Source organism: Streptomyces sp. NBC_01267, from assembly GCF_036241575.1.
GTDB lineage: Bacteria > Actinomycetota > Actinomycetes > Streptomycetales > Streptomycetaceae > Streptomyces.
Genome location: NZ_CP108455.1, coordinates 3,178,326 through 3,201,794, shown reverse-complemented (window position 1 = coordinate 3,201,794; position 23,469 = coordinate 3,178,326). Strand labels below are relative to the sequence as shown.

Sequence of the window (23,469 nt, the reverse complement as noted above, 5' to 3'; positions counted from 1 at the left end):
GTCGGGAGCGTTCGCCGGGGCGCGCTCAGGTCCTGATGGTGGCCACGAGCCCGTCGATGAGCTCGGCCCACTCGGTGCGCGTGGCCGGTTTGCCGGGGACGCCCGGCCGGCTCTGCCAGGGCAGCGGGCCGTCCTCCCGCCGGTACTCGACGCCGAGCGCGTCGAGCCGGGCCAGGTGGGCGCGCAGCCGTACCCGGAAGTCGTCGAAGTCGCGCTCGCCCCCGCTCCACAGCGCCTCCGCGATCGCGCACAGGCGCGGGAAGACGTAGTAGTCGACGGTCCGGGGCGAATCCATGTGCTCGGTCCAGATGTTGGCCTGCCCGCCCAGGATCCGGGCCGTCTCCTGCTCGGTGAGCCCGTCGGGGACCGGGTCGAAGCGGTACGCGTCCGCGAGCGTCAGCGGCACCGCGAACGGGATCGGCTCGCTGTCCAGCTCCGACTGCCGGTAGTCCAGGTACACCTGGTCGTCGGGGCAGGAGATCACGTCGTACCCCCGGCGCGCCGCCGTACGGGCACCGGTCATGCCGCGCCAGGAGGCGACGGCCACTCCCTCGGGAACCTCCCCCTCCAGGATCTCGTCCCACCCGAACACCCGGCGCCCGCGCGCGGCGACATGCGCGCCGATCCGGCCGAGGAACCACGCCTGGAGCTCCTTCGAACCGCCGAGCCCCCGCTCACGCATCAGCTCCTGGGTGCGCGGGTCGGTGTCCCACTGGTCCTTGGGGCACTCGTCGCCGCCGATCCCGATGAACGGGGCCGGGAAGAGGTCCATCACCTCGTCGAACACCCCGAGGAAGAAGTCGACCGTCGACTCCTCGGCGTTCAGGATGTTCGTGTTGATGCCCCACCGCGGGCTCGTCTCCAACTGTTCGCCCCGTACGCCCAGTTCGGGGTAGGCGGCGATGGCGGCCTGCGAGTGGCCCGGTACGTCGATCTCCGGCACGACGGTGATGTGCCGCTGGGCGGCGTACGCGACGATCTCGCGCAGGTCGTCCTGGGTGTAGTAACCGCCGTGCGGGCGGCCGTTGTCGGGGGCGTCCGGTGCGGCGCCGAGCTGGGACTCGCGGCGCCAGGAGCCCACCTCGGTCAGCCGGGGGTGGCGCAGGATCTCCACCCGCCAGCCCTGGTCGTCGGTCAGGTGCAGATGGAGCGTGTTGAGGCGGTGCATCGCCAGCAGGTCGAGGAAGCGCAGTACGTCGTGCTTGGGCATGAAGTGCCGGGCCACGTCCAGCATCGCGCCGCGCCAGCGGAACCGCGGGGCGTCCTCGACGGTCCCGTACGGCACCGCCCAGCGCACCCCGGCCACCGGGGCCGCGCGGTAGACCTGCGGGGGCAGCAGCTGGCGGAGCGCCTGGCAGCCGTAGAAGACGCCCGCCGCGTCGCCACCCGCGAGGGCGACTCCGTCCGGGCCGCAGGTCAGGCGGTATCCCTCGGCGGGGAGGGCCGGATCCAGGGTCAGTGCCAGGGCGGGGCTGCCGGGGGCGGGGCCGGCCACGCCGGTCACCGGCAGCGGCAGGCCGGTCGCCGGACGCAGGACCGACTGGAGCCAGTGGGCGGTCGGCGCCAGTTCGCCGGGCGCGGTGATCCGGGTGGACGGGTCCAGCGGGAACGAGCCGTCGCCGGACGAGGCCGAAGCGGGGCGGGGAAGGAGCATGGTGCGGGTCATCCCTTCACGGCGCCGGCGGACATGCCGGACACCAATTTGCGTTGGATGATCAGGAAGAAGACGACCACCGGCAGGGAGAAGATCACCGAACCGGCCATCTGGCCGCCGAAGTCGGTGCCGGTGACCGGGGTGCTGAACGACGCCAGCCAGACCGGCAGCGTGTAGTGGTCCTGGTCCTTCATGAACGTGTAGGCGACCAGGTAGTCGTTCCACGCCGTGATGAACGCGAAGATGCTGGACGCGATCACGCCCGGCGCGACCAGCGGGAAGAGGATCCGGGTCAGGGTCTGCCAGGTGGTGGCGCCGTCGAGCCGCGCGGCCTCCTCGACCTCGGCCGGGACGGTGAGGAAGAACCCGCGCATGACCCAGATCGAGAACGGCAGCACGGTGGCCACGTATGCGAAGACCAGCCCGATGTAGGTGCCCAGCAGCCCGAGTTCGTTGAAGATCAGGAAGGTCGGGATGAGCAGCGCCGTGATCGGCAGCATCTGCACGATCAGGATGGCCACCATGAGGGTGCGCCTGCCGCGGAAGCGGAACCGGGACAGCGCCGCCGCGGCGAACGTCCCCAGGACCACGGCCAGCAGCACCGCGCCGCCCACCACGATCAGGCTGTTGCGCAGGCTGGTCAGGAAGCTGGTCTGGTTGATCGCCACGTCGAAGTTGCGCAGCGTGGGGGAGTGCGGCCAGAAGTGCGGGGTCGGCGTCATCGCCTCGGAGCGGGGCTTGAACGCCGTGTTGACCATCCAGTAGACGGGGAAGATCCACACGAGGCAGAAGGCGACGGCGAGGGTGTTGTTCAGCCGGCCGCCCCGGGGGCTCCCCGCCCGGTAGCGGCGGTTCTTCACGCGGTTTCCCGTACGGCCGCTCACAGATCCTCCCCCGAGCGCAGCAGGTTGCGGATGTACACAGCGGTGATCCCCAGCAGGATTGCGGTGGTGATGACCGACAGGGCCGCGCCCTGACCGATCCGGAACGATACGAACGCCGTCTTGTACGCGAAGATCCCCAGCGTGCTCGTCGCCGAGTCGGGGCCGCCCGCGGAGACCAGCCAGATCTGGTTGAAGACGTTGAAGTCCCAGATCACCGACATGATCGTGACGAGCAGCAGGGTCGGGCGCAGGAACGGCAGCGTCACCGACCACCACACCCGCCACTCGCCCGCCCCGTCCAGCCGCGCGGCCTCGGGCAGCTCCACGGGCATCTGCGTGAGCCCCGCGTACAGGGTCAGCGCGATGAACGGCACCGCCTGCCACACCACCAGCAGCCAGATCGACACGTACGCGAGCGAGGCGTTCTGCCCCCAGTCGGTGTTGGTCATGTCGCCGAACACGTGCACCTGGGTGAGCAGCCAGTTGACGACCCCGTAGCCGGGCTGGAACAGCCACTTCCACACCAGGGAGGAGGCGACGTTCGGCATGGCCCAGGCGAAGATCAGGACGACCGTCACCGTCATCCGCATCGCGGTGCGCAACCGGGTGAGGAGCTGGGCCACACCCATGCCGATCACGATGCTGCCCGCGACCATGGCCACGGTGAACAGCACGCTGCGCACCAGCGACTTCCAGAACTCCGGGTCGGAGAACATGTCGGCGTACTGCTGGGTGCCGACCATGTTGAACTCGCCGGTGAACAGGGTGCGTTGGTTGTAGTCCGTGAACGAGGTGAAGATCAGGAACAGTACGGGCGCCACGCTGAAGGCGGCCATCACCAGCCCGGCGGGCGTGAGCAGCCACACCACCGCCCACTGCCGGCGGGGCTTCACCGGCCGCTCTCCGGGCCGTCCGGTACGAGCCGTGGCGGGCGCTTCCGCATCCGGCTCCCGGCCCGGCTCGTGGCGGGGCTTGCGTTTCGACGTACGTGCCGACTTGCGTTCCGACTTACGTTCTGCGGGGTCCCGGTCCTCGGTGAGCAGGTCGCGGGCGCCCGGCGTGCGGGTGCGGCCCGCTCCGTCAGCCGGTCGCATTGAGGGCCTTGTCCACCGCCGCGTCGAAGATCCCGGCCGCGTCCGCCGGGGACTTCTTGCCGGAAGCGACCGCCGAGAACAGCTGGTTGACGGACTTGTCCGCCTCCAGCGCCGCCCACTTCGGGCTGGCCGGGGTGGCCCGGGAGTTCAGCGCGGCCTCGAAGAAGCCCTTCTTGAGCGGGGCGGCCTTGCCCATGGCCTTCTCGTTCGCCTCGGCGCTGTTCGGGTTCCAGCCGTCGTGTCCGACGATCCACGTGTCCTGGACGGCCGGGCTCGCGGCGATCTTCATCCACTGGAGAGCCAGGTCCTGGTGCTTGCTCTTGGCCGCCACGCCCCACACGGCGCCGCCCAGCATCACCGGCTGTGCGTGGCCGGAGGCGCCCGGCAGCGGGAACGACCCCAGGTCGGCGTCCGTGAGCTTGGGGTTGGCCTTCTCGATCTGGGCGATCTGCCCGCTGGTCGCGGTGATGGCGCCCGCCTTGCCGTCGGCGAAGACCTGGAGCTGGTCGGGGTTCTGCGGGTCGGCGGTACGGGAGGCGGGCGACGAGTACGCGTTCTGGAACTTCTTGAACGCGGCGAGACCGGCCTGCCCCTTGGCGGTACCGAAGCCGCCCGTCCACTTGTCGCCCTTCCGGGTGGCTATCTCGCCCCCCGCGTCCCAGACGAACTGCAGCCCGGTGGCCCAGTGCTGGCCGGGCAGGTAGAACGGCGAGAAGTCGGAGGCCTTGTTGGCCGTCCTGACCTTCGTCAGGGCCGCGGTCAGTTCCTCGTAGGTCTTCGGCGCCTGCTTGACGCCGGCCTTCGCCCACATCGTCTTGTTGTAGATCACGGCGCGCGCGGCGGCGAAGCCCGGCACGGCGTACAGCCTGCCGTCGACGGTGGAGGGGTCCTCCAGGCCGGGGAGCCATTTCTGGCCCTGCTTGAGGTCCTTGGCGTACGAGGTCAGGTCCATCAGGCCACCGCTGGAGGCGTAGCTCGCGACCTGGGTGTTGCCGAGGTCCAGCACGTCCGGCGGGGTGTCGGTGGCCAGCGCCGTGGTGAGTTTGGTGGCGATGCCGTCCCAACTCTGCGTCTGCATGCTGACCTTGGCGCCGGTCTTCTCGGTGAACGCCTTCTTCATCGCCGCGAGCGACTCGGGGGAGTAGTCGTCCTGCATGACCCAGACGGTGAGGGTCTTGCCCGTGCTCTTCGCGGCGGAGACCTTCTGATCCCCGCCGCCGGAGCCGCCCGTTCCGGAGCCGTGGCAGCCGGTCAGGGTGAGAACCGAAGCCAGTCCGAGGGCGCCGGCCGCGGCGAACCGTGAGTGTTTCATCGCAACTCCTGTGAGTAAGGGGAAGGATCAAGCAGGAAGAAGGGCGTGGGGAACGCGGAGAAGGTCGCAGGACAGCGCGCGGGTAGGGCCGACCGGTACATGGGGGCCGACCGGTTCGTGGGGGCCGGCCGGTACAGGGGGGCCGACCGGAACCTGGGGGCCGACCGGTACAGGGGGGTGGGCCCGTGTCACAGCACCCCCAGCTCCGCGGCGAGCACCAGACACGCACCGCCGAGCAGGGTCAGATCGGTGTCCCCGGCGAGGGAACGGATGTCGAGAGCGACGTTGACCGGGCCGAGCGTGCGCGCCCGTACGACCTCCCGTGCGGCGTCCAGGAATTCGCCGTCGACCAGTTCGGGCGGGCCGGTCAGCACGATCTCGTTCAGGTTCAGGACGCTGATGATCGGGGCGAGTACGGCGCCGAGCGCCCGGCCCGCCTCCGACCGGAGCGCGGGCCACTCCTCCTCGGCCGCCAGCTCCAGGCGCCTGCTCAAGTGGCCCGCGTCGATGGCCAGATCGAGGCAGCCGCGCCGCCCGCACATGCACAGCTCGCCGTCCTCGTCGACGGTGACGTGCCCGATCTCGCCCGCCGCGAACTGCTCTCCCTCGACGCGTTCGCCGCCGACGATCAGCCCCGCGCCGACACCGTGCTCGATCGAGATCACCATGAGGTTCTGGGTCCGCGCGTCCCGGAAGTGCAGCACCCCCAGCGCCGCGAGGTTCACGTCGTTGCCGACGTACGCCGGGATGCCGAAGTGCTCGGTCAGCTCCGCCGCCAACGGCAGGTCCGTCCAGCCGAGATGGGCGGCGAGACGGATGACCCCGGAGTCGTCGATGATGCCCGGCGAGCCGACGCCGATCCCGAGGACCCGGCGCGGCGCCGCCTCGACCAGTTCGGCGGTGAGCCGGAGCACCAGTTCGTGGGCCGCCCGGCCGAGGGCGTTGCCGAGCGGTACGTCCCGGCGTTCGACGGCCTCGCCCCGCAGGTTGAGCACCGCGCCGCTGAACCGGTCGTTGTGCGACAGGTCGAGCACCACGAGGTTCACCGCGTCGTCCTCGATCCGGACGAGGCTCGCGGGCTTGCCGAGCCGGGTGCCGTCCTGGCGCGGGCCGATGTCGGCGACGAGCCCGTCCTCCTCCAGGTCCGCGACCAGCGCGGAGATGGTCGGCGCGGTCAGCCGGGTCGCCCGTGCGATCTCCGAACGGCTCCGGGGGCCCTCGTGGTACAGCGTCGCCAGCACCAGCGACCGGTTGTGCACCCGGCTGTCCAGCGTGCTCGCCTTGGTCCGCTCCGGAGGCCGCCGCTCCAGCGCAGGCACCTGGAGCAGACTGCGCTGCGGACGGCGGGACCTGGCAGGGGGGACGGCGGATTCGGCCATGGAGTGAGAACGCTTCCTAAAGAGGCTTTACTTAAGATGCTTTAGAGAGTCGGGGTGCACCCCGGCCGCCGTCAAGAGGAAGGACGAAATATTTCGGCCACGCCAGGCGGCCCGGCGTGCGACGGCCTAGGCTCGATGGAGGCCGCCCGCGGAACCCGGCAGGCCGGGCGGGCGCACGGTTACGTCGCGGAGGACGCCATGGCGGAGAACGTCGGCTATCACCGGATCTATGACGACACCACGCCGCAGGACGGCACCCGGGTGCTGGTGGACCGGATCTGGCCGCGTGGCATACGCAAAGAGGACGCCCATCTCGACGAGTGGATGCGCGAGGTCGCGCCGTCGACCGAGCTGCGCAAGTGGTACGGGCACGATCCGGAGCGGTATCAGGAGTTCCGGCGCCGCTACCTCGTCGAACTTCGCGACAGCGAACATCAGCAGGCGTTCGAGCGCCTCGGTGATCTCGCCGGGAAGGGGCCGGTGACCCTGCTGACCGCGAGCCGGGACCTGGAGCACAGTCAGGCCGCGGTCCTCGCCGAACGGCTCTCCCGCAAGGGCCGGGCCGGGGCCTGAGCCGGGGCCTGAACAGGACTCGGACGCAAGGGGCCGGGGGCCCGAAACGCGTTTCGGCCACTGCCGGGCGTGCTGCCCCGGCAGTGGCCGAACGGTGTACGGATGGAGCCGCTCTCAGCCCGCCGACGCCGTTGCTACTCCCGTCGGCGCCGTCGCTACTTCAGTGCCCTCAGCGCCTTCATTGCCCAGCGCCCCCGACGTGTCCAGCACCTGCCGGATCGCCCGGCCCGAGGCCAGCTCCTCCAGCGCGTCGTTGATGCCGGTCAGCGGGAGCGTCCCGGTGTGCATCTTCTCCACCGGCATCAGGCCCGCGCGCCACAGGTCGAGGAAGCGGGGGATGTCCCGGCGCGGCACCGCGTCGCCCATGTAGGAGCCGAGCAGGGACTTGCCCTCGCCCGCGAAGGCCAGGGCCGGCACCTCCAGTACGCGGTCGGGGGCCGGGAGACCCACCGAGACGACCCTGCCGCCCCGGGCCACCGCGGTCAGGCACTCGGCCATGACCTTGGGGCTGCCCACCGCCTCCACCGCCAACTCGGGGCCGCCGGAGGTCAGTTCACGGATCGCGGCGAGCGCGTCGGCGGGTGCGTACGCATGGGTCGCGCCCAGCTGGAGCGCCAGGGCGCGCTTCTCCTCGACCGGGTCGACCGCGATGATCGGGTAGGCGCCCGCCGCCCGCGCGCCGAGCACCGCGGACAGGCCCACACCGCCGAGGCCGTAGACGACCGCCGACTGGCCGGGGCGCAGGGCCGCCGTGTTGATGACCGCGCCCGCGCCCGTCAGGACCGCGCAGCCGAACATCGACGCGACCGTGAACGGGACGTCCTTGGGGATCGGGACCAGCGACTCCTGTGCCACCACGGTGAGTTCGGCGAACGCGGAGACCCCCAGCTGGTGGTGGACCGTCCGGCCGGCCGAGTCCCGGAGGAGCGACGGACCGTGCAGCAGGCCGCCCGAGCCGTTGGCCGCCGCCGCCTGCGCGCACAGCGCCGGGCGGCCCGCCGCGCAGTCGCCGCAGAAGCCGCAGCTGGGGACGAACACCAGCGCCACGTGGTCGCCGGGGGAGAACCGGCGCACGCCGGGGCCGGTCTCCTGGACCACGCCCACCGCCTCGTGGCCGAGGGCCATCGGGAGCGGGCGGACCCGGTCGCCGTTGACGACCGAGAGGTCGGAGTGGCAGAGGGAGGCGGCGGTCACCCGGACCAGGACCTCGCCCTCGCGCGGACCGCCCAGGGTCAGTTCCTCCACCTCGACGGGACGGGTCCCGGAGTAGGGGCGCGCCGTCGACACGTCACGCAGCACCACCGCGCGGGTCTTCACGCCGTCACCTCCGGACGCGGGGCGCAGCGCAGTACGTCGCGGCTCTCCAGGAGCGGCACGACCTGGCCGAGCACGATCTCCTGGAAGTGCGGGGTGGCGCAGTGGGCGGTGAAGTCGGCCTCGGTCGCGTACTCCTCGTACAGCACGACCGCCCGCGGGTCCTCGGTGCCCTGGTGGACGCGGTAGCCGAGGTTGCCGGGCTCCTGGCGGGAGGCGGCGGACATCGTGTCGAGGAGGGCGAGGACGGTCTGTTCCGCGCCGGGCCGGGTGCGGTAGCGGGCTATGACCACGTACGTCATGGGGGTTACTCCTGGGGTGTGGCGGGCCTCTTGAGGGCGGACGGCGGGACCGGCGGCAGCTGGTCGCGGCGCAGGTGCCAGAGGCGGGGATCGGACGTGGCGGCGGCCACCGACCCGAGGGCCAGCGCGAGTGCCACGTCCGCGGGGGTTTCCACGAAGCCCGCGGCGACCGACGGGGACATCGCGCGCTGGGCCTGCGCGCTCATCCGGCCGATGATCGGGGCGGGCATGATCTCGACCAGGTCGGGCGCCCCGCGGGAGATCGCGTCGGTGGAGCGGCGCAGGTTGGACCGGTCGGTGACGAAGACCTTCATCATCGTCAGCAGGCCGAGCGGGCGGCCCTTCTCTATGAGGGAGAGCCGGGTGCTCACCACGCCGTGGGCGCCCATGTTCTTGATGAACTCCAGCGCGCCCCGGTCCTGTGCCAGACCGGGGCTGCTGTCGACGTTCACGAACACGGTCTTCCCCGCCCGGCCCAGCGCCGGTACGACCTGGGGCAGTTGCCCCACGGCGAACGACGCGAGGATGCACACCTTGACCGGTGCGGTCAGGAACTGCCGCAGCGGCTGGGCGCCGACGACCGACGCGATCACCGGCACCTCGGCGAAGGCCGGGGCGAGCCGGGGATCGAGTGCGGCGCCGGGCCGGGGGGAGGAGCTCATACGGATGCCTGCCTGGGACGGGCGGGTGGGTGCCCGCTGGGTCAGTTCAGCGGAGACGTACCGAATCGGCTGGGAAGCCCCAGTTTGCCAGGGTTGAGAATCCCGGTCGGGTCGAGGGCCGTCTTCACCGCGACGAACGTGGCGAAGCCCGCGCCGAGCGCCTCCTCCAGGTACGGACCGCGCAGCAGACCGCAGCCGTGGTGGTGGCTGAGCGCCGCGCGGTGCTTGATGAGCACGGCGTTGGCCGCGTCCCACACCGAGCGGTACCAGTCGCGGCGCGACTCGGGCGCCACCTCGCCGCGCAGCGAGAAGTAGACGCAGGCGCCGTCGGTGTACGCGTGGGACTGGTGGGCCGAGGCCGCCAGGGTGCCGGGCACCGACTGGATCGCGGCGACCACCTCGTCGTAGATCACCGGGAGGTCGGTCCAGGACGCGGCCATCTCCAGGGTGTCCGCGACGAAGCCGGGGCCCGGCGTGAAGCCGTCCGCGGACTTGCCGACCAGCATCCGCTCGTCCAGCCAGCGCTCGAAGACCGCCTTGCTGTCCAGCTCGGGTCCGAACGCCGCGCACACCTCGGACGCCACCTTGATCGAGGCGTCGACGATGGTGGGGTCGCCCTCGTCGGCGATCAGCAGGAGGTTGGTGTCCGGGTGCCCGAAGTGGGTGCCCGACTCCAGCTTGTCGTACAGACGCAGTACGGCCGGGGTCGCGCCGCGCTGCATGATCTCGCGGCAGGCGTCCAGGCCTTCGGCGAAGGTCGCGAAGCCGTACGCGACGGCGTTGGCGTACTCCGGCAGCGGGTGCACGCGCAGCCGCGCCGAGACGATGACGCCGAGGGTGCCCTCGGAGCCGACGAACAGCTGGCGCAGGTCGGGGCCGATGGCCGCGCGGGCGTAGTCGCCGTACGTGGCACGGGTGCCGTCCGCGTGGATCACGTCCACGCCGATGACCATGTCCTCGATCTTGCCGTAGCGGGTGGAGAGCTGACCGGCGCCGCGGCAGGCGATCCAGCCGCCGACCGTGGAGACGGCGAACGCCGACGGCCAGTGGCCGGTCGTGACGCCGTACTCCTCCTGGAGCTGCTTCTCGAAGAGGTCGCCGAACATGCCCGCCTCGACGTCCACCACGTTCGACTCGGCGTCGAAGCCGGTGATCCGGTTCAGCGCGCAGACGTCCAGGACGACACCGCCGAAGACCGGCAGCGCCGCGCCCGTCACGTTGGAGCGGCCCGCGGACGGGGTGACCGGGATGCCGGCCGCGTGGCAGATCCGCAGCACGGCCGCGACCTGGTCGGCGTCGGCCGCCTCGACGATCACGGCGTCCGTGGTCGCCGGGCGCCCCTCGGTCTCGCCGATCATCGAGCCGGCCCACCAGTCGCGGGTCCGGGTGACGACCTCGTCGCGGGAGGTGTGCACCGCGTGCGCGGCCTCACGCAGCGCCTCGATCACGGTCTCGGGGACCTCGACCGGGTTCACCTGGAGCGCGGCCTCGCCGTCGCCGATGGGGGTGTTCTGCGCCCACTTGGCGAAGCTGGGGGCGCCGACCGTGTAGTTGCCGCGGTTGAACGGGTGGGTGATGGTCTGACGGCTGATCATGCTGCTGCTCCTTCGAGGAGTACGGACTTCTCATGACGGACTGCTTCGAGGTACTCGGCGACCGAACGGTCCACCGCCGCCTCGTCGAGGTTCAGTTCGCGGCCGAGGATCTCGCCGACGGCGGTGGCCGCGTCGGCGGAGGCGTCCCGGGCGAACAGGCGGGCGCGCATCCGGCGGGAGAGGACGTCGTCGACCGAGCGGGCCAGCTCGGCGCGGGCCGCGTACACGACCTCCGCCTTCGTGTACGGGAGCCCCGCGACGATCGGTTCGGCCAGCGTCGGGTCGTCCTGGATCAGGTCGCCGACGAACCGGGCCTCGGTGCCGAACCGTTCGCCCAGGTGCGCGGCGATACCGCCGGACGCGGCGACGGCCTCGGCGTCGTAGCCGGCGCCGCCGAGCAGCGGCAGGTTCGCCGTACGGCTCTTGCCCTTGCGGCCGAGGACCGTCATCACCTTGTCGATGACGAGCTCGCCCATGTGACGGCTGGTGGTGAGCTTTCCGCCGGTCACGGTGACCATGCCGGTGCGGCCGACCGAGATGTGGTGGTCGCGGCGCATGTCGAGCGTCGCGCCCTCCTTGCCGCCGACCAGCGGACGCAGCCCGCCGATCGAGCCCACCACGTCGTCCGGGGTGAGCTTCCCCTCGAAGGCCGTGTTGGCGCCCTCCAGAAGGAAGTTCATCTCCTCGCGGGTGCAGTGCACATCGTCCGGGGAGCCCTGGTAGTCCTCGTCGGTGGTGCCCAGGACGACGCTGTTGCCCCAGCGGGTGCAGGTCGCGCGACGGGCCCGGCCGGGGATCGGCACGGTGACCGTGCAGTTGATCCGCACCTTGTCCCACGGCACCACGATGTGCACGCCCTTGGCGGGCCTGACCTGCGGCTGGTGGCGGTCGTCGGCCTTCGCGTCCAGCTCGTCGGTCCACACCCCGGTGGCGTTCACGACGGCCCGCGCCCGTATGTCGAGGGTGTCGCCGTCCACGGAGACCCGGGCGCCGGAGACCTTGCCCATCTGGGTCAGCAGACCCTCGGCCTTGGCGCCGTTGAGGACCGTCGCGCCGAGCGCGGCGGCGGTGCGGACGATGGTGAGGACCAGCCGGGCGTCGTCGGTGCGGGCGTCGAAGTACATCAGCCCGCCCTTGAGGTTCTCCGCGCGCAGCGTCGGCGCCTGCGCGAGGACCTCGGGGACCGACAGACGCTGGTGGAGCTTGCCGATCCGCCAGCCGCCGACCAGGTCGTACGTCCAGAGCAGCCCCTCGAAGCCCTTGGCCAGGCGGGCGTCGAAGATGCCCTCCTTCTCCAGGATCGGGAAGAGGAACGGCAGCCGGTGTACCAGGTGCGGGGCGTTCTTGCGGAAGCGGTGACGCTCCAGGAGCGAGTGGCGCACCAGGTTGACGTTGCCCTGCTCGATGTAACGCAGGCCGCCGTGCACCATCTTCGAGGACTTCGAGGACGTGCCGGACGCGAAGTCGTCCTTCTCGATCAGGGCCGCGCGCAGCCCGCGCGAGGCCGCGTCGAGGACGGCGTACGCGCCGGTGATGCCGCCGCCGATGACGAGCACGTCGTACGTGTCGTCGGCCAGCCGGCGCTTCGTCGCCGCGCGGTCCAGCAGCAGCGGCTTCACACGGGTCGCCGCGGCGCCGCGCCCCGGTTTCCTGGCGGGCATGGTGATCACAACATCAACTCCTGGTGGTTCGGTGCGACGGCCGCGCGGTCAGGTACGGGCCGTCCAGGCGACGGTCGGGGCCGTCGGTGGGGGGCGTGAGGTCAGTGAGGTTCAAGAGGTTTCAGGGCCGGGTCGTCCAGGTGCGAGATCAGGACGTCGCGCCAGGCGGCCCGCTGTCCGGTGCGGTCGGCCGCGCTGATCGCGGGCTCGAAGGTCGTGCCGCGCGGCTGCGCCTCGACGACCTCGTCCAGCGAGGACCACAACCCCTGGGCGACACCGGCCAGATAGGCGGTGCCGCGCAGGCTGGCGGTGGCCGAGTCGGCGACCCGCTCCAGCGACAGGCCGGTCAGGTCGGCCTGGATCTGCAGGAGCGGGTCGCTGCCGGCCACCCCGCCGCCGACCCGGAGCCGGGTGAACGGCGCGCCCATGGTGTCCGCGACCCCGTCGATGAGGTCGCACACCGAGTGCGCGATCCCGTCTAGCACGGCGCGGGCCAGGTCGGCGCGGGTGGTGGCGAGGGTGAGCCCGGTGAGGGAGGCGGTGGCCTCCGGATGCCAGACCGGCGTACGGACCCCGGCGAGTGCCGGGACGAAACGCGGGGTGCGGCCCGGCCGGGTGGGGACCCGGCCCGCCTCCTCACCGAGTTCCTTCGGCGATGCGAACAACCCCAGGTCGTCGCAGAGCCAGCGCAGCGCCGAACCCGCTGTGGAGGTGTAGGCCTCCAGGCTGTAGTGGCTGATGTCGCCCTGCCGCCGGCCGGGCTGGGCGAGCACCCCGGAGATGTCCGGCCGGGGCAGGGCGGGCTCGGTGCCGGTCGCCGCGTCCACGAAGGCGCCGGTCCCGTACATGCACATGCCCTGCCCGGCGGCGAGCCCGCCGAGCGCGATCAGTGCGGCGTGCTGGTCGCCCATGGAGGCGGCCAGCGGGACGGCGATCCCGAGGATGTCCGGGTCGGTCGTACCGAACCCGGCGTCGTCGGACCGGAGTTCGGGCAGCAGGTCGAGGGGGAAGCCGAGCCGGTTGATCCACTCCTCGTCCCAGGCGTGCTGTTCGAGCAGATAACCGCCGGTGGACGCGGCGTTGGTGGGAGTGGTGGCGTGCACGGCGCCACCGGTGAGGCGCCAGATCAGCCAGGTGTCGACGGTGCCGAAGAGCAGCCGCCCCGCGCGGTGCGCGGCGGCCACCTCCGGGTGCGCGGCGATCTGCCGGGCCGCCCAGAGGAACGGCGCGCGGGCGCCGACCGGCCGGCCCTGCCGGGCCAGCAGCGCGGCGTCCCACTCCTTCTCGTACGAGGTCAGCTCCTGCGCGTACCGCCGGTCCTGCCACACCACCGCGGGCAGTAGCGGCTGCCCGGTGACCCGGTCCCACAGCATCGCGGTGGCCCGCTGGGTGGAGAGCGCCACCGCGGTGATCCCGATGCCGTCCTCGCGGGCCCGGCCGACGGCGCGGCGCGCCACCTCGACGGTGGCGGACCAGATCTCCATCGGATCCTGCTCGACCGAGAGGTCGTCCGGATGGCTGACCTCGATCGACCGGTAGAACACCTCGTGGGCGGCGCCGGAGTCGAGGACGACTCCTGCTCTGGTGCCCGTGGTGCCTTCGTCGATGGCCAGCACACCGCGCCGTGGGGCGGCGCCGGGGAGCGTCTGCGTCATTGCAGCCCTTTCATTGCGAGCATCGCGAACGTGCTGAGGGGGAGGGGATCATCGTGTGGTGCGGCAGGCGCGGCGGACGGTCAGCGCGCGGTCGCGGGCTCCGGCGAACCTGCCGCACCCTCGGCCGCCGCCTCGTCGGGCGACTGCGCGCTCTTCGTCGGGTCCCACTTGATCGCCAGGCAGGTGATCATGCCGAGCAGCGGTACGACGGAGATCACCAGGAAGGTGTCGGCGAGCCCCAGCGAGTCCTTGATCTGCGGGAACACATACAGTCCGGCGACACTGCCGAAGCTGCCGACCATCCCGGTGACACCGGTGCCCAGGGCGCGCACATCACTGCTGTACGAGAGCGCCGCGATGGACTTGCCGTTGGCGCCGGGGCCCGCGGAGTGGCAGAGGATGAACAGCACGGGCAGCAGGAACGCCACGGCGGTCGGGACCTTCTCGAAGGTGAGGCCCATCGCGACCAGCGCGACGAACACCCCGCCGAACCCGAAGGCCGAGCTGAGCCGCAGGCCCAGGCGGCGGCCGAAGTACGCGGAGAGCAGGCCGCCCGCGATACCGAAGGCGTTGAACACCATCGAGCCGATGGTGGCCTTCTGGAAGCTCTCGCCGAAGATCGTCAGGCTGATCAGCGGGAGGTACCAGCCGACCGCGAAGTACTGCATGGACTGCCCCAGCGAGATCACCGAGGAGAGGATGGTCCGGGGCAGGTACTCGCCCTTGAAGAGCAGCCCGGCCTGGCGCATCCCGATCGCGGGGGCGGTGGTGGCGGCGCGGGTGGCGGCGTCGGGCTTCCCCGCGACGGCCTTGATCTTGTAGATCCGGTCCAGGCTGCGGACCGCGTCGTCCAGGCGGCCCTTGCCCGCGAGCCAGGTGGGGCTCTCGGAGAGCATCGTCCACTGGAGGATCAGCATCACAGCGGCCACGACCCCGGCGGAGCCGACCGACCAGCGCCAGATGTCCTGGCCCACGTCCAGGTTGAAGAAGACCAGGGCGAGCGCGAGGTTGCTGGTGGTGGCGACGTACCAGACGGCCTGCCACAGATTGAGCCGGCCGCTCATCTTCGCCGGGGTGTACTCGGCGAGCAGTGCCATGGCGACCGCGAAGTCGATCCCGTACGCGATGCCCACCAGGACCCGGCCCAGCCAGACGACGGTGAAGTCACCGGCGAAGCAGGCCAGCAGGGCGCCCGCGATGGCGAACACCTTGGCGATCAGCAGCGGGGGAACCCGGCCGAACCGGGTGGCGAGCCAGCCGCCGACCGGGTTGAAGATGATCGCCAGGGCCGGGGCGGTGGCCGTGAGGATCGAGACCTGGGTGCTGGACAGATGCATCTGGGCCGTCATGGGTCCCAGACCGGCGCTCAGCGCGGCGTTCGAGTAGGCGTCGAGGAACAGCCCGCCGAACACGAGGAACCAGATGACTTGCGCCCGGCCGGTGATCTTCCCCAGCCCATCGATGAGCGCAACGACGTCGGCGACGCCTTTGACGCTCGGACGTTGTGCCATGAATCCGCCTTCGAATGAAGACCCATCGGCGGCACGGGGAGCACAGAAAAAGCAGGCATGACGAAACCACCGACAGGTGGTCTATGTCTGTGCCTGCCAAAACACTGCGGAAAGCGCCGCAGCACGTGAACAACGAGAGTGCGTACTACTCAGTGAGGTTAGGAACCAGCCAGAGAAGCGTCAAGAGTTTCGGCCAGGTTACGCAAACGTGACGCGCGGCCCGCGTTGCGGGCCGCGCTCCGTACGCCTCGGTCCTGGCCGATCCCTGGGCCTGGCTGACCCCTGGCTCCGGCCGATCGCTGGCCCTGGCCCCCGCCTCAGTCCTCGACGAGCATTCCGCTGCGCAGCCGCTTCAGGATGCGCGCCAGCAGACGGGACACATGCATCTGCGAGATGCCGAGCTGCTCGCCGATCTGGGCCTGGGTCAGCTCCTCGCCGAAGCGCATCTCCACGATGCGGCGTTCGCGGGAGTCGAGCGTGTGCAGCAGGGGAGCCAGGGCGTGCAGGTCCTCGACCGTCTCCATCGCCGGGTCGGGCTCGCCCAGGACGTCGGCGAAGGTACGACCGCTCTTGGCCGCCTGGCTGTCGCTGCCCGAATCGTTGGGCATGTCCAGCGAGCCCGCGGTGTAGCCGTTGCTCGCGACGATGCCCTCGACGATCTCGTCCTCGGTGAGGTCGAGGTGCGCGGCCAGCTCGGCGACCGTCGGGTCGCGGTCCAGCAGAACCGCCAGGTGTTCCTTCCCCTTGGCGATCTCCACCCGCAGCTCCTGGAGCCTGCGCGGCACATGGACGGCCCAGCTGGTGTCGCGGAAGAAACGCTTGATCTCGCCGACGATATAAGGGACGGCGAACGTGGTGAATTCCACCTCGCGGGACAGGTCGAACCGGTCGATGGCCTTGATCAGACCGATCGTGCCGACCTGGGTGATGTCCTCCATCTCGCCGCTTCCGCGGTGCCGGAAACGGCTCGCGGCGAACCTGACGAGTGAAAGGTTCATCTCGATAAGGGTGTTGCGGGCGTACTGGTATTCATGGGTGCCCTCTTCGAGCACCTGGAGCTGATCGAAAAAGAGCTTGGAAAGTGCCCGCGCGTCCTTCGGTGCCACCTTCCCCGCATCCTCGATCCACGGAAGGCCGCCCACCTCCGGCGGAGCCGGAGCGGTCGGTACCGATCCTGCGGGCACAGCAGGTACCGGCTCGGTCGTGGCAGCATGCGCGGACTTCAGCGCCATGGTGTTCAGCCTCCCCAAGTAGCGGACCCCGTTCAATGTCCGCTCCTGCCCGGGGGTGATGTCTTCAATCCTCTCGCAGCGAAAAGCGGGCAGGATGGATGGGTTTGTTCTGTTATGGCCCATCCATCCTGCCCATCCCTGACGGGTGATGCGGTCTACCAGCGGTACCAACGTCCCCTGCGGCTGCTGCCTCCTGCCGGATGGATCAGGAATCCGAGCAGCCACACCACCAGCACCACGATCGCGATCCACCACAGTGCCTTCAGTGCGAAGCCCGCGCCGAAGAGAAGCAGGGCGAGAAGAAGAACAAGAAGTACGGGGCCCATCGATATCAGCCTCCACTGCATTCGTTTTATTCAGCGGTCTTTGTGTCGACGGTCTTCACGTCGACGGGTGCATTGATCCGCCGCTTCGTCGTTGCGCTGATCATTCGGCTGCCCGGCCTTTTCGATTTCATGCGTACGGGTGAACGGCAGGCTCTTTTCGCTGATTTCCCGCTGGATTTCGCTGGATCCGGCTGTCCGGGGTAGGCGCGCGGTGGCAAGAAGTGAGGCGAGTGCAAGGAATGCAGCAAACGTGCCGCGAGGGGCGTTTCTGTCGATGGGGTGAGTCATGTGCAGCGGGAAATGCGCCACGGATACGGCGATCGGTGCGGCGATCGGTGCGGCGGCGGACAAGGGCGGCCGGACCTCACCAACTGGACCTGTCGGCCGCAACTGGCGGCCGAGGCGCGGGAGGCGGTGTTCGGATTCCTGTCGGGACTGCATCCGGCGCCGCCCGCGCACACCAGTCAGAACCTGGTCCTGCTGGTCTCCGAGCTCGTCACCAACGCCCTGCGGCACGCGGGCGGTGTGACCGTGCTGCGGCTCACTGCCGACCGGCGGTGTCTTGAAGTCGCCGTCGCCGATCCCAGCCCCGCCCATCCGCAGGACCGCACGCCCGATCTGACCGGGTGCGGGGGCGGCTTCGGCTGGCCGATGGTGCGGCGGCTGGCCCGCACCGTCGAGGTGTCGCCCCGGCCGGACGGCGGCAAGGTCGTCTCCGCCACCCTCGTCCGCTGAGGTCGCTGAGGCCGGAGACCGGGTGAGGCCGGGTGCCGCCCAGTCGCACCGTTCAGGAGTATCAGAAGCATCAGGAACGCGTGATGCGCACCTCGTAGCGGCCCGACTTGTCCTTCCCGGTGACGGCGACGATGACCCCGCGCGCCGCGTCCGTGAAGGTCTGGCCCACCATGAACGGCGCGTCCGACAGCTCCGCCTGCACATTGGGGCGCATGGTGCAGCCGCTGCTGTCCGGGGTGCTGTCCTTGACGGTGATGGGGCCCTGGCCGGTGTCGACGTCCCCGTCGACGCGGTAGACGAGGACGCCGGCCCGGCAGACCGCGTCGTCGTTGCCCGAGCGGGTGCGGACCTCCAGTACGTAGGCGGCCGACTCCGACATCGGGATCACCGCCAGTTTGGTGCCGCCGCGGGTCTCCAGCGGGGAGAGCGTGGCCTGGTGGGTGCCCGGGGTCGACGCGCAGCTGACCTGACTGTCGTCCAGCCAGCCGAGCTTCCACTTGTGCCAGCCCAGCATGTCGTTGTCGGCGCCCCAGTCCTCGGACATGATGTCCCAGTGCCCGACCGAGCCGCCGCCGCTCGACGTGTAGAGGTCGGGGAGGCCGAAGTCGTGGCCGTTCTCGTGCGGCAGGACGCGGTAGCCGGTGTGGTCGTACGAGCCGGATCCGTCGTCCTGGCGGCTGTAGATGAACGACATGTTGGAGAGCCGGACGCCGTCGGTCACCGGGGCCTCGTCGTTCCCGGAGAAGGTCACGGAGAGCACGGTGTCCAGCGCCGAGGGGCCCGCGTTGGGGGTGGCGATGACGTTGACCAGGTCGTACTTGCGGAAGTCCACCTGGCTGCGGGCCGCTTTGACGATGTCCCGGGCGAGGTCGCGGTAGCCCGGTTCGTAGGGGGAGCCGCGCTGTATGCCGTACGCGGTGAACGGTTTCGGCATCCGCAGCCAGTGTTTGACGGGCGTATCCGGGCGGTAGTCGAGCCGCCCGTACGAGCTGGTGCGGTACCAGTCGGCGGTCTGCGGGAAGAACTCGTCGTACCGGCTCATCGCGTTGCCGCGGCCCTCCGCGTCCGGGAAGTCGATCATGAGGGTGAGCGCGTGGACCGTGCCGGTCGAGCGGGCGTAGCCGGGGGCGGTCGGCAGGCCCTCGGACATCTGGACGCCCATGGCGCCGCCGATCTTGCAGGGGCCGAGCGATACGGAGCCGCCGTGGTCGGTGGGGTGGGCGAGCCGCCCGGCGGACGCGGGGGCGGAGCCGCCCGACGGAGTCCTCGGTACGAGGGTGGTGCTGCCCGAGGTCAGTGCCGCCAGCGCGAGTGCGGCGAGGGTGACGACGGCCAGTGGGCGGCGCGGCGTACGTATCCGTGAGCGGCCAGTGCGGCTGCCGCTCGTCCTTGGGCGGGTCAGATGCATGCCTTCGCCTTCGGGCCGCGGCAGCCGACGGATCCGTACTGCGCTTGTTCGATCACCCTGTGTCGGGGGCGGCGGACGCGCGCGCTGAGTGGGCCGATCGTGGGTTCTTCGGCTCAAACGCACGTGACTCAGGTCACAAGCGTTGCGGGAAATAACCGGGGATGGTTTCCCCGTTTGAACCCTTGGTTGCAGCGAAGTGGGGAAACCCTCCCCGCTTGCGTGACGCCAGTGACACCAGCTCCATCAGTGACACCAGCGACTCGACCGATGACGTGAACCACATGACGTGAACCGAAGACCTCAGGAGAGGGAAGTGGACGCCGTGCACACCGCCACCGCCGCCCGGCCGCGCCCCAGGGCCGACGCCCTGCGCAACCGGGAGCGGATCGTCTGTGCCGCGCGTGAGGTCTTCGTGGAGCAGGGGCCCGACGTCCCGCTCGACGAGATCGCCCGCCGGGCCGGCGTCGGCAATGCCACGCTCTACCGCCACTTCCCCGACCGCACCGGCCTCTTCCGGCACGTGGTGCTCTTCGTCATGGCCCACTTGTCGGACCAGGTGGAGACGGCCATCGCCGAGGAATCCGACAGCTTCACCGCGTTGCGCCGCTTCGTGCACGCCGCGGCCGGGGAGAAGATCGGCGCGCTCTGTCCGATGCTCGCCGACGGCTTCGACCGTGCGGACGCGGAGATCACGGCCGCGCGTGACCGGCTCACGGACTCCGTGGAAGACCTGATGGAACGCGCACGCCACGAGGGGCAGCTGCGCGCCGACGTCGCCGTCGGAGACCTTTTCGTAGCCCTGTCCCAGCTCACCAGGCCGTTGCCGGGCACCGGCTGCCTGGACCTCGACCGCTTCGTCCACCGTCATCTGCAGCTGTTCCTCGACGGGCTCCAGGCCCCGGCGCGGACCGTCCTTCCGGGGTCACCGGCGACCCTCGAAGACCTGCGCCGTCAGTCGTGATCCAGCTGTAACGCCTCCGTATTCCACCTCCCGTCAACTCCTGTTCGGGACGCTGTCCTCAGACCTGTTCACCCTTCTCCGCACCCCTAGGTGGCCACCACCATGTCGAAATCCGCCATGCCGAAAACTGACGACATATCACTACCTGATCCCAACCGCTGGAAAGCGCTGGTCTTCATCGCGCTGGCCCAGCTGATGGTGGTGCTCGACGCGACGATCGTGAACATCGCGCTGCCGCACGCCCAGGTCGACCTCGGGATCTCCGACGCCAACAAGCAGTGGGTCATCACGGCCTACGCCCTCGCCTTCGGCGGGCTGCTGCTCTTCGGTGGCCGTATCGGCGACCTCTGGGGCCGCAAGCGCGCCTTCGTCATCGGGCTGCTCGGTTTCGCCGCGGCATCCGCGGTCGGCGGCGCCGCCGCCAACGAGGCGATGCTGCTCACCTCCCGTGCCGCGCAGGGTGTCTTCGGCGCGCTGCTCGCGCCGGCCGCGCTGTCGCTGCTCGCCGTGACCTTCACCGATGCCAAGGAGCGCGCCAAGGCGTTCGGCATCTTCGGAGCCATCGCCGGTGGCGGTGGCGCCGTGGGCCTGCTGCTCGGCGGATTCCTCACCGAGTACCTGGACTGGCGCTGGACGTTCTTCGTCAACATCCCGTTCGCGGCCGTCGCCGCGCTCGGCGCGTACTTCGTGATCCGTGAGCCCGCGGGCGGCCGTAACCGCTCGCCGCTGGACATCCCCGGTGTGCTGCTCTCCACGACCGGCCTGGTCTCGCTGGTGTACGGCTTCACGCGCGCCGCGTCCGACGGCTGGTCCGACCCGGTCACGATCGGCCTGTTCGTCGCCACCGTCGTGCTGCTCGGCGCGTTCGTCCTCGTCGAGTCGAAGGTCAAGGCCCCGCTGCTGCCGCTGCGCGTGGTCGCGGACCGCAACCGCGGTGGTATCTACGCCTCGCTGGGCCTGGCCATCATCGGGATGTTCGGTCTCTTCCTCTTCCTGACGTACTACCTCCAGGTCGTGCAGGGGTACTCCTCGGTCCGGACCGGCTTCGCCTTCCTGCCGATGGTCGCCGCCATGATCACGGGCTCCACGCAGATCGGTGCCCGGCTGATGACCCGGGTGCCCGCCCGGTTCCTGATGGGCCCCGGCTTCGCCGTCGCGGCCGTCGGCATGCTGCTGCTGACCCGCATCGAGGTCGGTTCCTCGTACGCCGGAGTGATCCTGCCGGGCATGATCCTGCTGGGCCTCGGGATGGGTACGGCGTTCATGCCTGCGATGTCCCTCGCCACGCACGGCATCGCGCCGCGTGACGCGGGTGTCGCCTCGGCGATGGTCAACACGTCGCAGCAGGTGGGTGGCGCGATCGGTACCGCGCTGCTGAACACGATCGCGGCCTCGGCCACCACCGCGTACCTCACGAGCCACGCGGCGGCCGGTGCCAACGCGAAGCTGGTCCAGGCCCAGGCGCTGGTGCACGGCTACACGAACGCCATCTGGGTGGCCGTCGGCATCCTGGCGATCTCCTCGGTGATCGCGCTGACGCTCATCAATGCCGGACGCCCCTCGGTCACTCCGGCGGCCTCTCGCCCCGGTTCCGGCTCTGGTTCCGGTTCCGGCTCCGGTGAGACCGACGCGGTCGAGGACGAGGTGCAGATCCCGGTGATCGCGCACTGACCGTTCCGAACGCAGCAGATCTGCCCTGGTCCCGCACCGGCACCGTGTTCCCTGCCGGTGTCAGCGGAGCCAGGGCAGATCCGCGTCCGTACCCGTCGGCTGGAGGCCCTCGGCCATCACGCGCATGATCTCGCCGAGCTGGCCGACCTGTTCGGGGGAGAGCCGGTCGAAGAGCGCCTGCCGTACGGCAGCGACATGGCCGGGCGCGGTCCGCTCCAGCACCTCCATGCCGTCCGGCGTCAGGACGGCGTACTGGCCGCGCTTGTCGGAGGGGCAGTTCTCGCGGCTTACCCAGCCGTTCTTCTCCAGCCGCGCTATCGCGTGCGAGAGCCGGGACCGGGTGATCTTCGCGTCCATGGCCAGCTCGGTCATCCGCATCCGCCGCCCGGGGGCCTGGGAGAGCTGCACGAGCAGCCCGTAATAGGTGTGCGGCATTCCGGCGTCGCGCTGCAACTGGCGGTCGAGGTGATCCTCCAGGAGCGTGGAGGCATGGAGATACGCACGCCAGGTGAGCTGCTCCTCGTCACTGAGCCAGCGCGATCCGGCAGCGGTTCCGGCGGCGGGGCCTTCGGCGGCTCCGGCGGCGGGGCCTTCGGTGGTTCCGGCGGCGGGGCCGTCGGAGCGGCTGTCAGGGGGCGGTTTCGTGGCCATGCGCTCCACTCTACGACTCTTTCTTGAAGATTAAACTAGATCTGGTCTAAGGTCTTGGGTGAAAGCTTGAGACTTCAAGTATGGGAGTTGCCGCCATGACCGCCACCGCCCCGGAGCGCATGCCCGCCCTCTATCTCTCCCACGGCGCGCCGCCGCTCGCCGACGACCCGGTCTGGCCCGGTCAGCTCGCGGCCTGGTCCGCCGGCCTGCCCCGCCCCAAGGCGATCCTGATGGTCTCCGCGCACTGGGAGGAGGCCCCGCTGGCGCTTGGCGCGACCGCGACGGTCCCCCTGGTCTACGACTTCTGGGGCTTCCCCGAGCACTACTACCAGGTGGAGTACGCGGCCCCGGGCGCACCCGTCCTCGCCGAGCGGGTCCGGAAACTGCTGCGCGGCGCGGGCTCCCCGGTCCAGGACATCGAGGACCGGGGGCTCGACCACGGCGCGTACGTCCCGCTGGTGGAGATGTTTCCGGCAGCCGACATCCCGGTACTCCAGATCTCCATGCCCACCCTCGACCCGCAGCAGCTGATGGACATCGGGCGCAAGCTAGCCCCGCTGCGGGACGAAGGGGTGCTGATCGTGGGCAGCGGCTTCTTCACCCACAACCTGGCCGCGCTGCGGCACGAAGGGATCCCCGGGTGGTCGGCGGAGTTCGACGCATGGGGGCGGGAGGCCCTGGAAGCACTGGACATCGACGCGCTGCTCGACTTCGAGAACAAGTCCCCGGCCGGACGGCTGGCCCACCCGCGCACCGAGCACTTCGCGCCGCTGTTCGTGACGCTCGGGGCGGCGGGCGAGGAACTGGGCGATGCGCGTCAGGTGATCGACGGGTTCTGGATGGGGCTGGCGAAGCGGTCGGTGCAGTTCGGATAGACGGTCCGGGCCTG

At 70.5% G+C, this 23,469-nt stretch carries 22 protein-coding genes; 5 read left to right on the top strand and 17 right to left on the bottom strand.

The genetic code is table 11. From position 1 onward, the window contains the following. Window positions 1-25: 25 nt before the first annotated feature. From OG709_RS14610 to OG709_RS14590, 5 genes are all read right to left on the bottom strand, one after another. Window positions 26-1,666: a beta-N-acetylhexosaminidase gene (locus OG709_RS14610; protein WP_329166429.1), complete on the bottom strand. Its 1,641-nt coding sequence runs from the start codon at window positions 1,664-1,666 to the stop codon at window positions 26-28. After that, window positions 1,663-2,538 (bottom strand): carbohydrate ABC transporter permease, encoded by an 876-nt coding sequence (locus OG709_RS14605; protein WP_250301800.1) that lies wholly within the window; start codon window positions 2,536-2,538, stop codon window positions 1,663-1,665. The genes OG709_RS14610 and OG709_RS14605 overlap by 4 nt, the downstream gene beginning before the upstream one ends. Beyond that, window positions 2,535-3,632, bottom strand: a complete 1,098-nt coding sequence (locus OG709_RS14600; protein ID WP_326694685.1) for a carbohydrate ABC transporter permease — start codon at window positions 3,630-3,632, stop codon at window positions 2,535-2,537. The genes OG709_RS14605 and OG709_RS14600 overlap by 4 nt, the downstream gene beginning before the upstream one ends. Then, window positions 3,619-4,944 carry an extracellular solute-binding protein gene (locus OG709_RS14595; protein ID WP_250301802.1) on the bottom strand — a complete coding sequence of 442 codons (1,326 nt, stop codon included), beginning with the start codon at window positions 4,942-4,944 and terminating at the stop codon, window positions 3,619-3,621. Before OG709_RS14595 ends, OG709_RS14600 begins: the two co-directional genes overlap by 14 nt. Before the next feature lie 188 nt (window positions 4,945-5,132). Continuing rightward, a complete protein-coding gene (locus OG709_RS14590; RefSeq protein WP_250301803.1) occupies window positions 5,133-6,323 on the bottom strand; it encodes an ROK family transcriptional regulator in 1,191 nt (396 codons plus the stop codon). Between the two features lie 198 nt (window positions 6,324-6,521). On the opposite strand from OG709_RS14590, the gene OG709_RS14585 reads away from it, so the two are divergent. Continuing rightward, a complete protein-coding gene (locus OG709_RS14585) occupies window positions 6,522-6,896 on the top strand; it encodes a DUF488 domain-containing protein (RefSeq protein ID WP_250301938.1) in 375 nt (124 codons plus the stop codon). Between the two features lie 114 nt (window positions 6,897-7,010). Here the strand turns inward: OG709_RS14585 and OG709_RS14580 are convergent, their stop codons facing one another. The 10 genes from OG709_RS14580 to OG709_RS14535 form a co-directional block, all read right to left on the bottom strand. Continuing rightward, window positions 7,011-8,213, bottom strand: a complete 1,203-nt coding sequence (locus tag OG709_RS14580; RefSeq protein WP_250301804.1) for a zinc-binding dehydrogenase — start codon at window positions 8,211-8,213, stop codon at window positions 7,011-7,013. Further along, window positions 8,210-8,512 (bottom strand): putative quinol monooxygenase, encoded by a 303-nt coding sequence (locus OG709_RS14575; RefSeq protein WP_250301805.1) that lies wholly within the window; start codon window positions 8,510-8,512, stop codon window positions 8,210-8,212. The genes OG709_RS14580 and OG709_RS14575 overlap by 4 nt, the downstream gene beginning before the upstream one ends. A 5-nt stretch (window positions 8,513-8,517) precedes the next feature. Continuing rightward, window positions 8,518-9,174 (bottom strand): glycerol-3-phosphate responsive antiterminator, encoded by a 657-nt coding sequence (locus OG709_RS14570; RefSeq protein ID WP_266642551.1) that lies wholly within the window; start codon window positions 9,172-9,174, stop codon window positions 8,518-8,520. Between the two features lie 41 nt (window positions 9,175-9,215). Next, window positions 9,216-10,769: an FAD-binding oxidoreductase gene (locus OG709_RS14565; RefSeq protein WP_326694687.1), complete on the bottom strand. Its 1,554-nt coding sequence runs from the start codon at window positions 10,767-10,769 to the stop codon at window positions 9,216-9,218. Then, window positions 10,766-12,439, bottom strand: a complete 1,674-nt coding sequence (locus OG709_RS14560) for a glycerol-3-phosphate dehydrogenase/oxidase (RefSeq protein ID WP_250301808.1) — start codon at window positions 12,437-12,439, stop codon at window positions 10,766-10,768. Before OG709_RS14560 ends, OG709_RS14565 begins: the two co-directional genes overlap by 4 nt. Before the next feature lie 92 nt (window positions 12,440-12,531). After that, window positions 12,532-14,085, bottom strand: a complete 1,554-nt coding sequence (locus tag OG709_RS14555) for an FGGY family carbohydrate kinase (RefSeq protein WP_250301809.1) — start codon at window positions 14,083-14,085, stop codon at window positions 12,532-12,534. A gap of 80 nt (window positions 14,086-14,165) precedes the next feature. Beyond that, window positions 14,166-15,596: an MFS transporter gene (locus OG709_RS14550; protein WP_250301810.1), complete on the bottom strand. Its 1,431-nt coding sequence runs from the start codon at window positions 15,594-15,596 to the stop codon at window positions 14,166-14,168. Between the two features lie 317 nt (window positions 15,597-15,913). Beyond that, window positions 15,914-16,828 (bottom strand): RNA polymerase sigma factor SigF, encoded by a 915-nt coding sequence (locus OG709_RS14545; RefSeq protein WP_250301811.1) that lies wholly within the window; start codon window positions 16,826-16,828, stop codon window positions 15,914-15,916. 155 nt (window positions 16,829-16,983) lie between these two features. Beyond that, on the bottom strand, window positions 16,984-17,154 hold the full coding sequence (locus OG709_RS14540; RefSeq protein WP_250301939.1) for a DUF5670 family protein: 171 nt from the start codon (window positions 17,152-17,154) through the stop codon (window positions 16,984-16,986). A gap of 30 nt (window positions 17,155-17,184) precedes the next feature. After that, entirely contained in the window at window positions 17,185-17,505 is a 321-nt protein-coding gene (locus OG709_RS14535) for a hypothetical protein (RefSeq protein ID WP_250301949.1), read from the bottom strand. Window positions 17,506-17,544: 39 nt separating this feature from the next. Between OG709_RS14535 and OG709_RS14530 the strand changes: the two genes are divergently transcribed. Then, window positions 17,545-17,889: an ATP-binding protein gene (locus OG709_RS14530; RefSeq protein ID WP_266645012.1), complete on the top strand. Its 345-nt coding sequence runs from the start codon at window positions 17,545-17,547 to the stop codon at window positions 17,887-17,889. 70 nt (window positions 17,890-17,959) lie between these two features. Here the strand turns inward: OG709_RS14530 and OG709_RS14525 are convergent, their stop codons facing one another. Further along, complete coding sequence (locus OG709_RS14525) at window positions 17,960-19,297, bottom strand: M6 family metalloprotease domain-containing protein (protein ID WP_326694688.1); 1,338 nt, start codon at window positions 19,295-19,297, stop codon at window positions 17,960-17,962. 313 nt (window positions 19,298-19,610) lie between these two features. On the opposite strand from OG709_RS14525, the gene OG709_RS14520 reads away from it, so the two are divergent. Together OG709_RS14520 and OG709_RS14515 are read left to right on the top strand one after the other, a co-directional pair. Then, a complete protein-coding gene (locus tag OG709_RS14520) occupies window positions 19,611-20,258 on the top strand; it encodes a TetR/AcrR family transcriptional regulator (protein WP_250301813.1) in 648 nt (215 codons plus the stop codon). A gap of 102 nt (window positions 20,259-20,360) precedes the next feature. Then, window positions 20,361-21,929, top strand: a complete 1,569-nt coding sequence (locus tag OG709_RS14515) for an MFS transporter (RefSeq protein WP_326694689.1) — start codon at window positions 20,361-20,363, stop codon at window positions 21,927-21,929. Between the two features lie 60 nt (window positions 21,930-21,989). Here the strand turns inward: OG709_RS14515 and OG709_RS14510 are convergent, their stop codons facing one another. Further along, window positions 21,990-22,580 carry a MarR family winged helix-turn-helix transcriptional regulator gene (locus OG709_RS14510; RefSeq protein ID WP_250301815.1) on the bottom strand — a complete coding sequence of 197 codons (591 nt, stop codon included), beginning with the start codon at window positions 22,578-22,580 and terminating at the stop codon, window positions 21,990-21,992. A 95-nt stretch (window positions 22,581-22,675) separates the two neighbouring features. Between OG709_RS14510 and OG709_RS14505 the strand changes: the two genes are divergently transcribed. Beyond that, a complete protein-coding gene (locus tag OG709_RS14505) occupies window positions 22,676-23,455 on the top strand; it encodes a dioxygenase family protein (RefSeq protein WP_250301816.1) in 780 nt (259 codons plus the stop codon). Window positions 23,456-23,469: the final 14 nt, after the last annotated feature.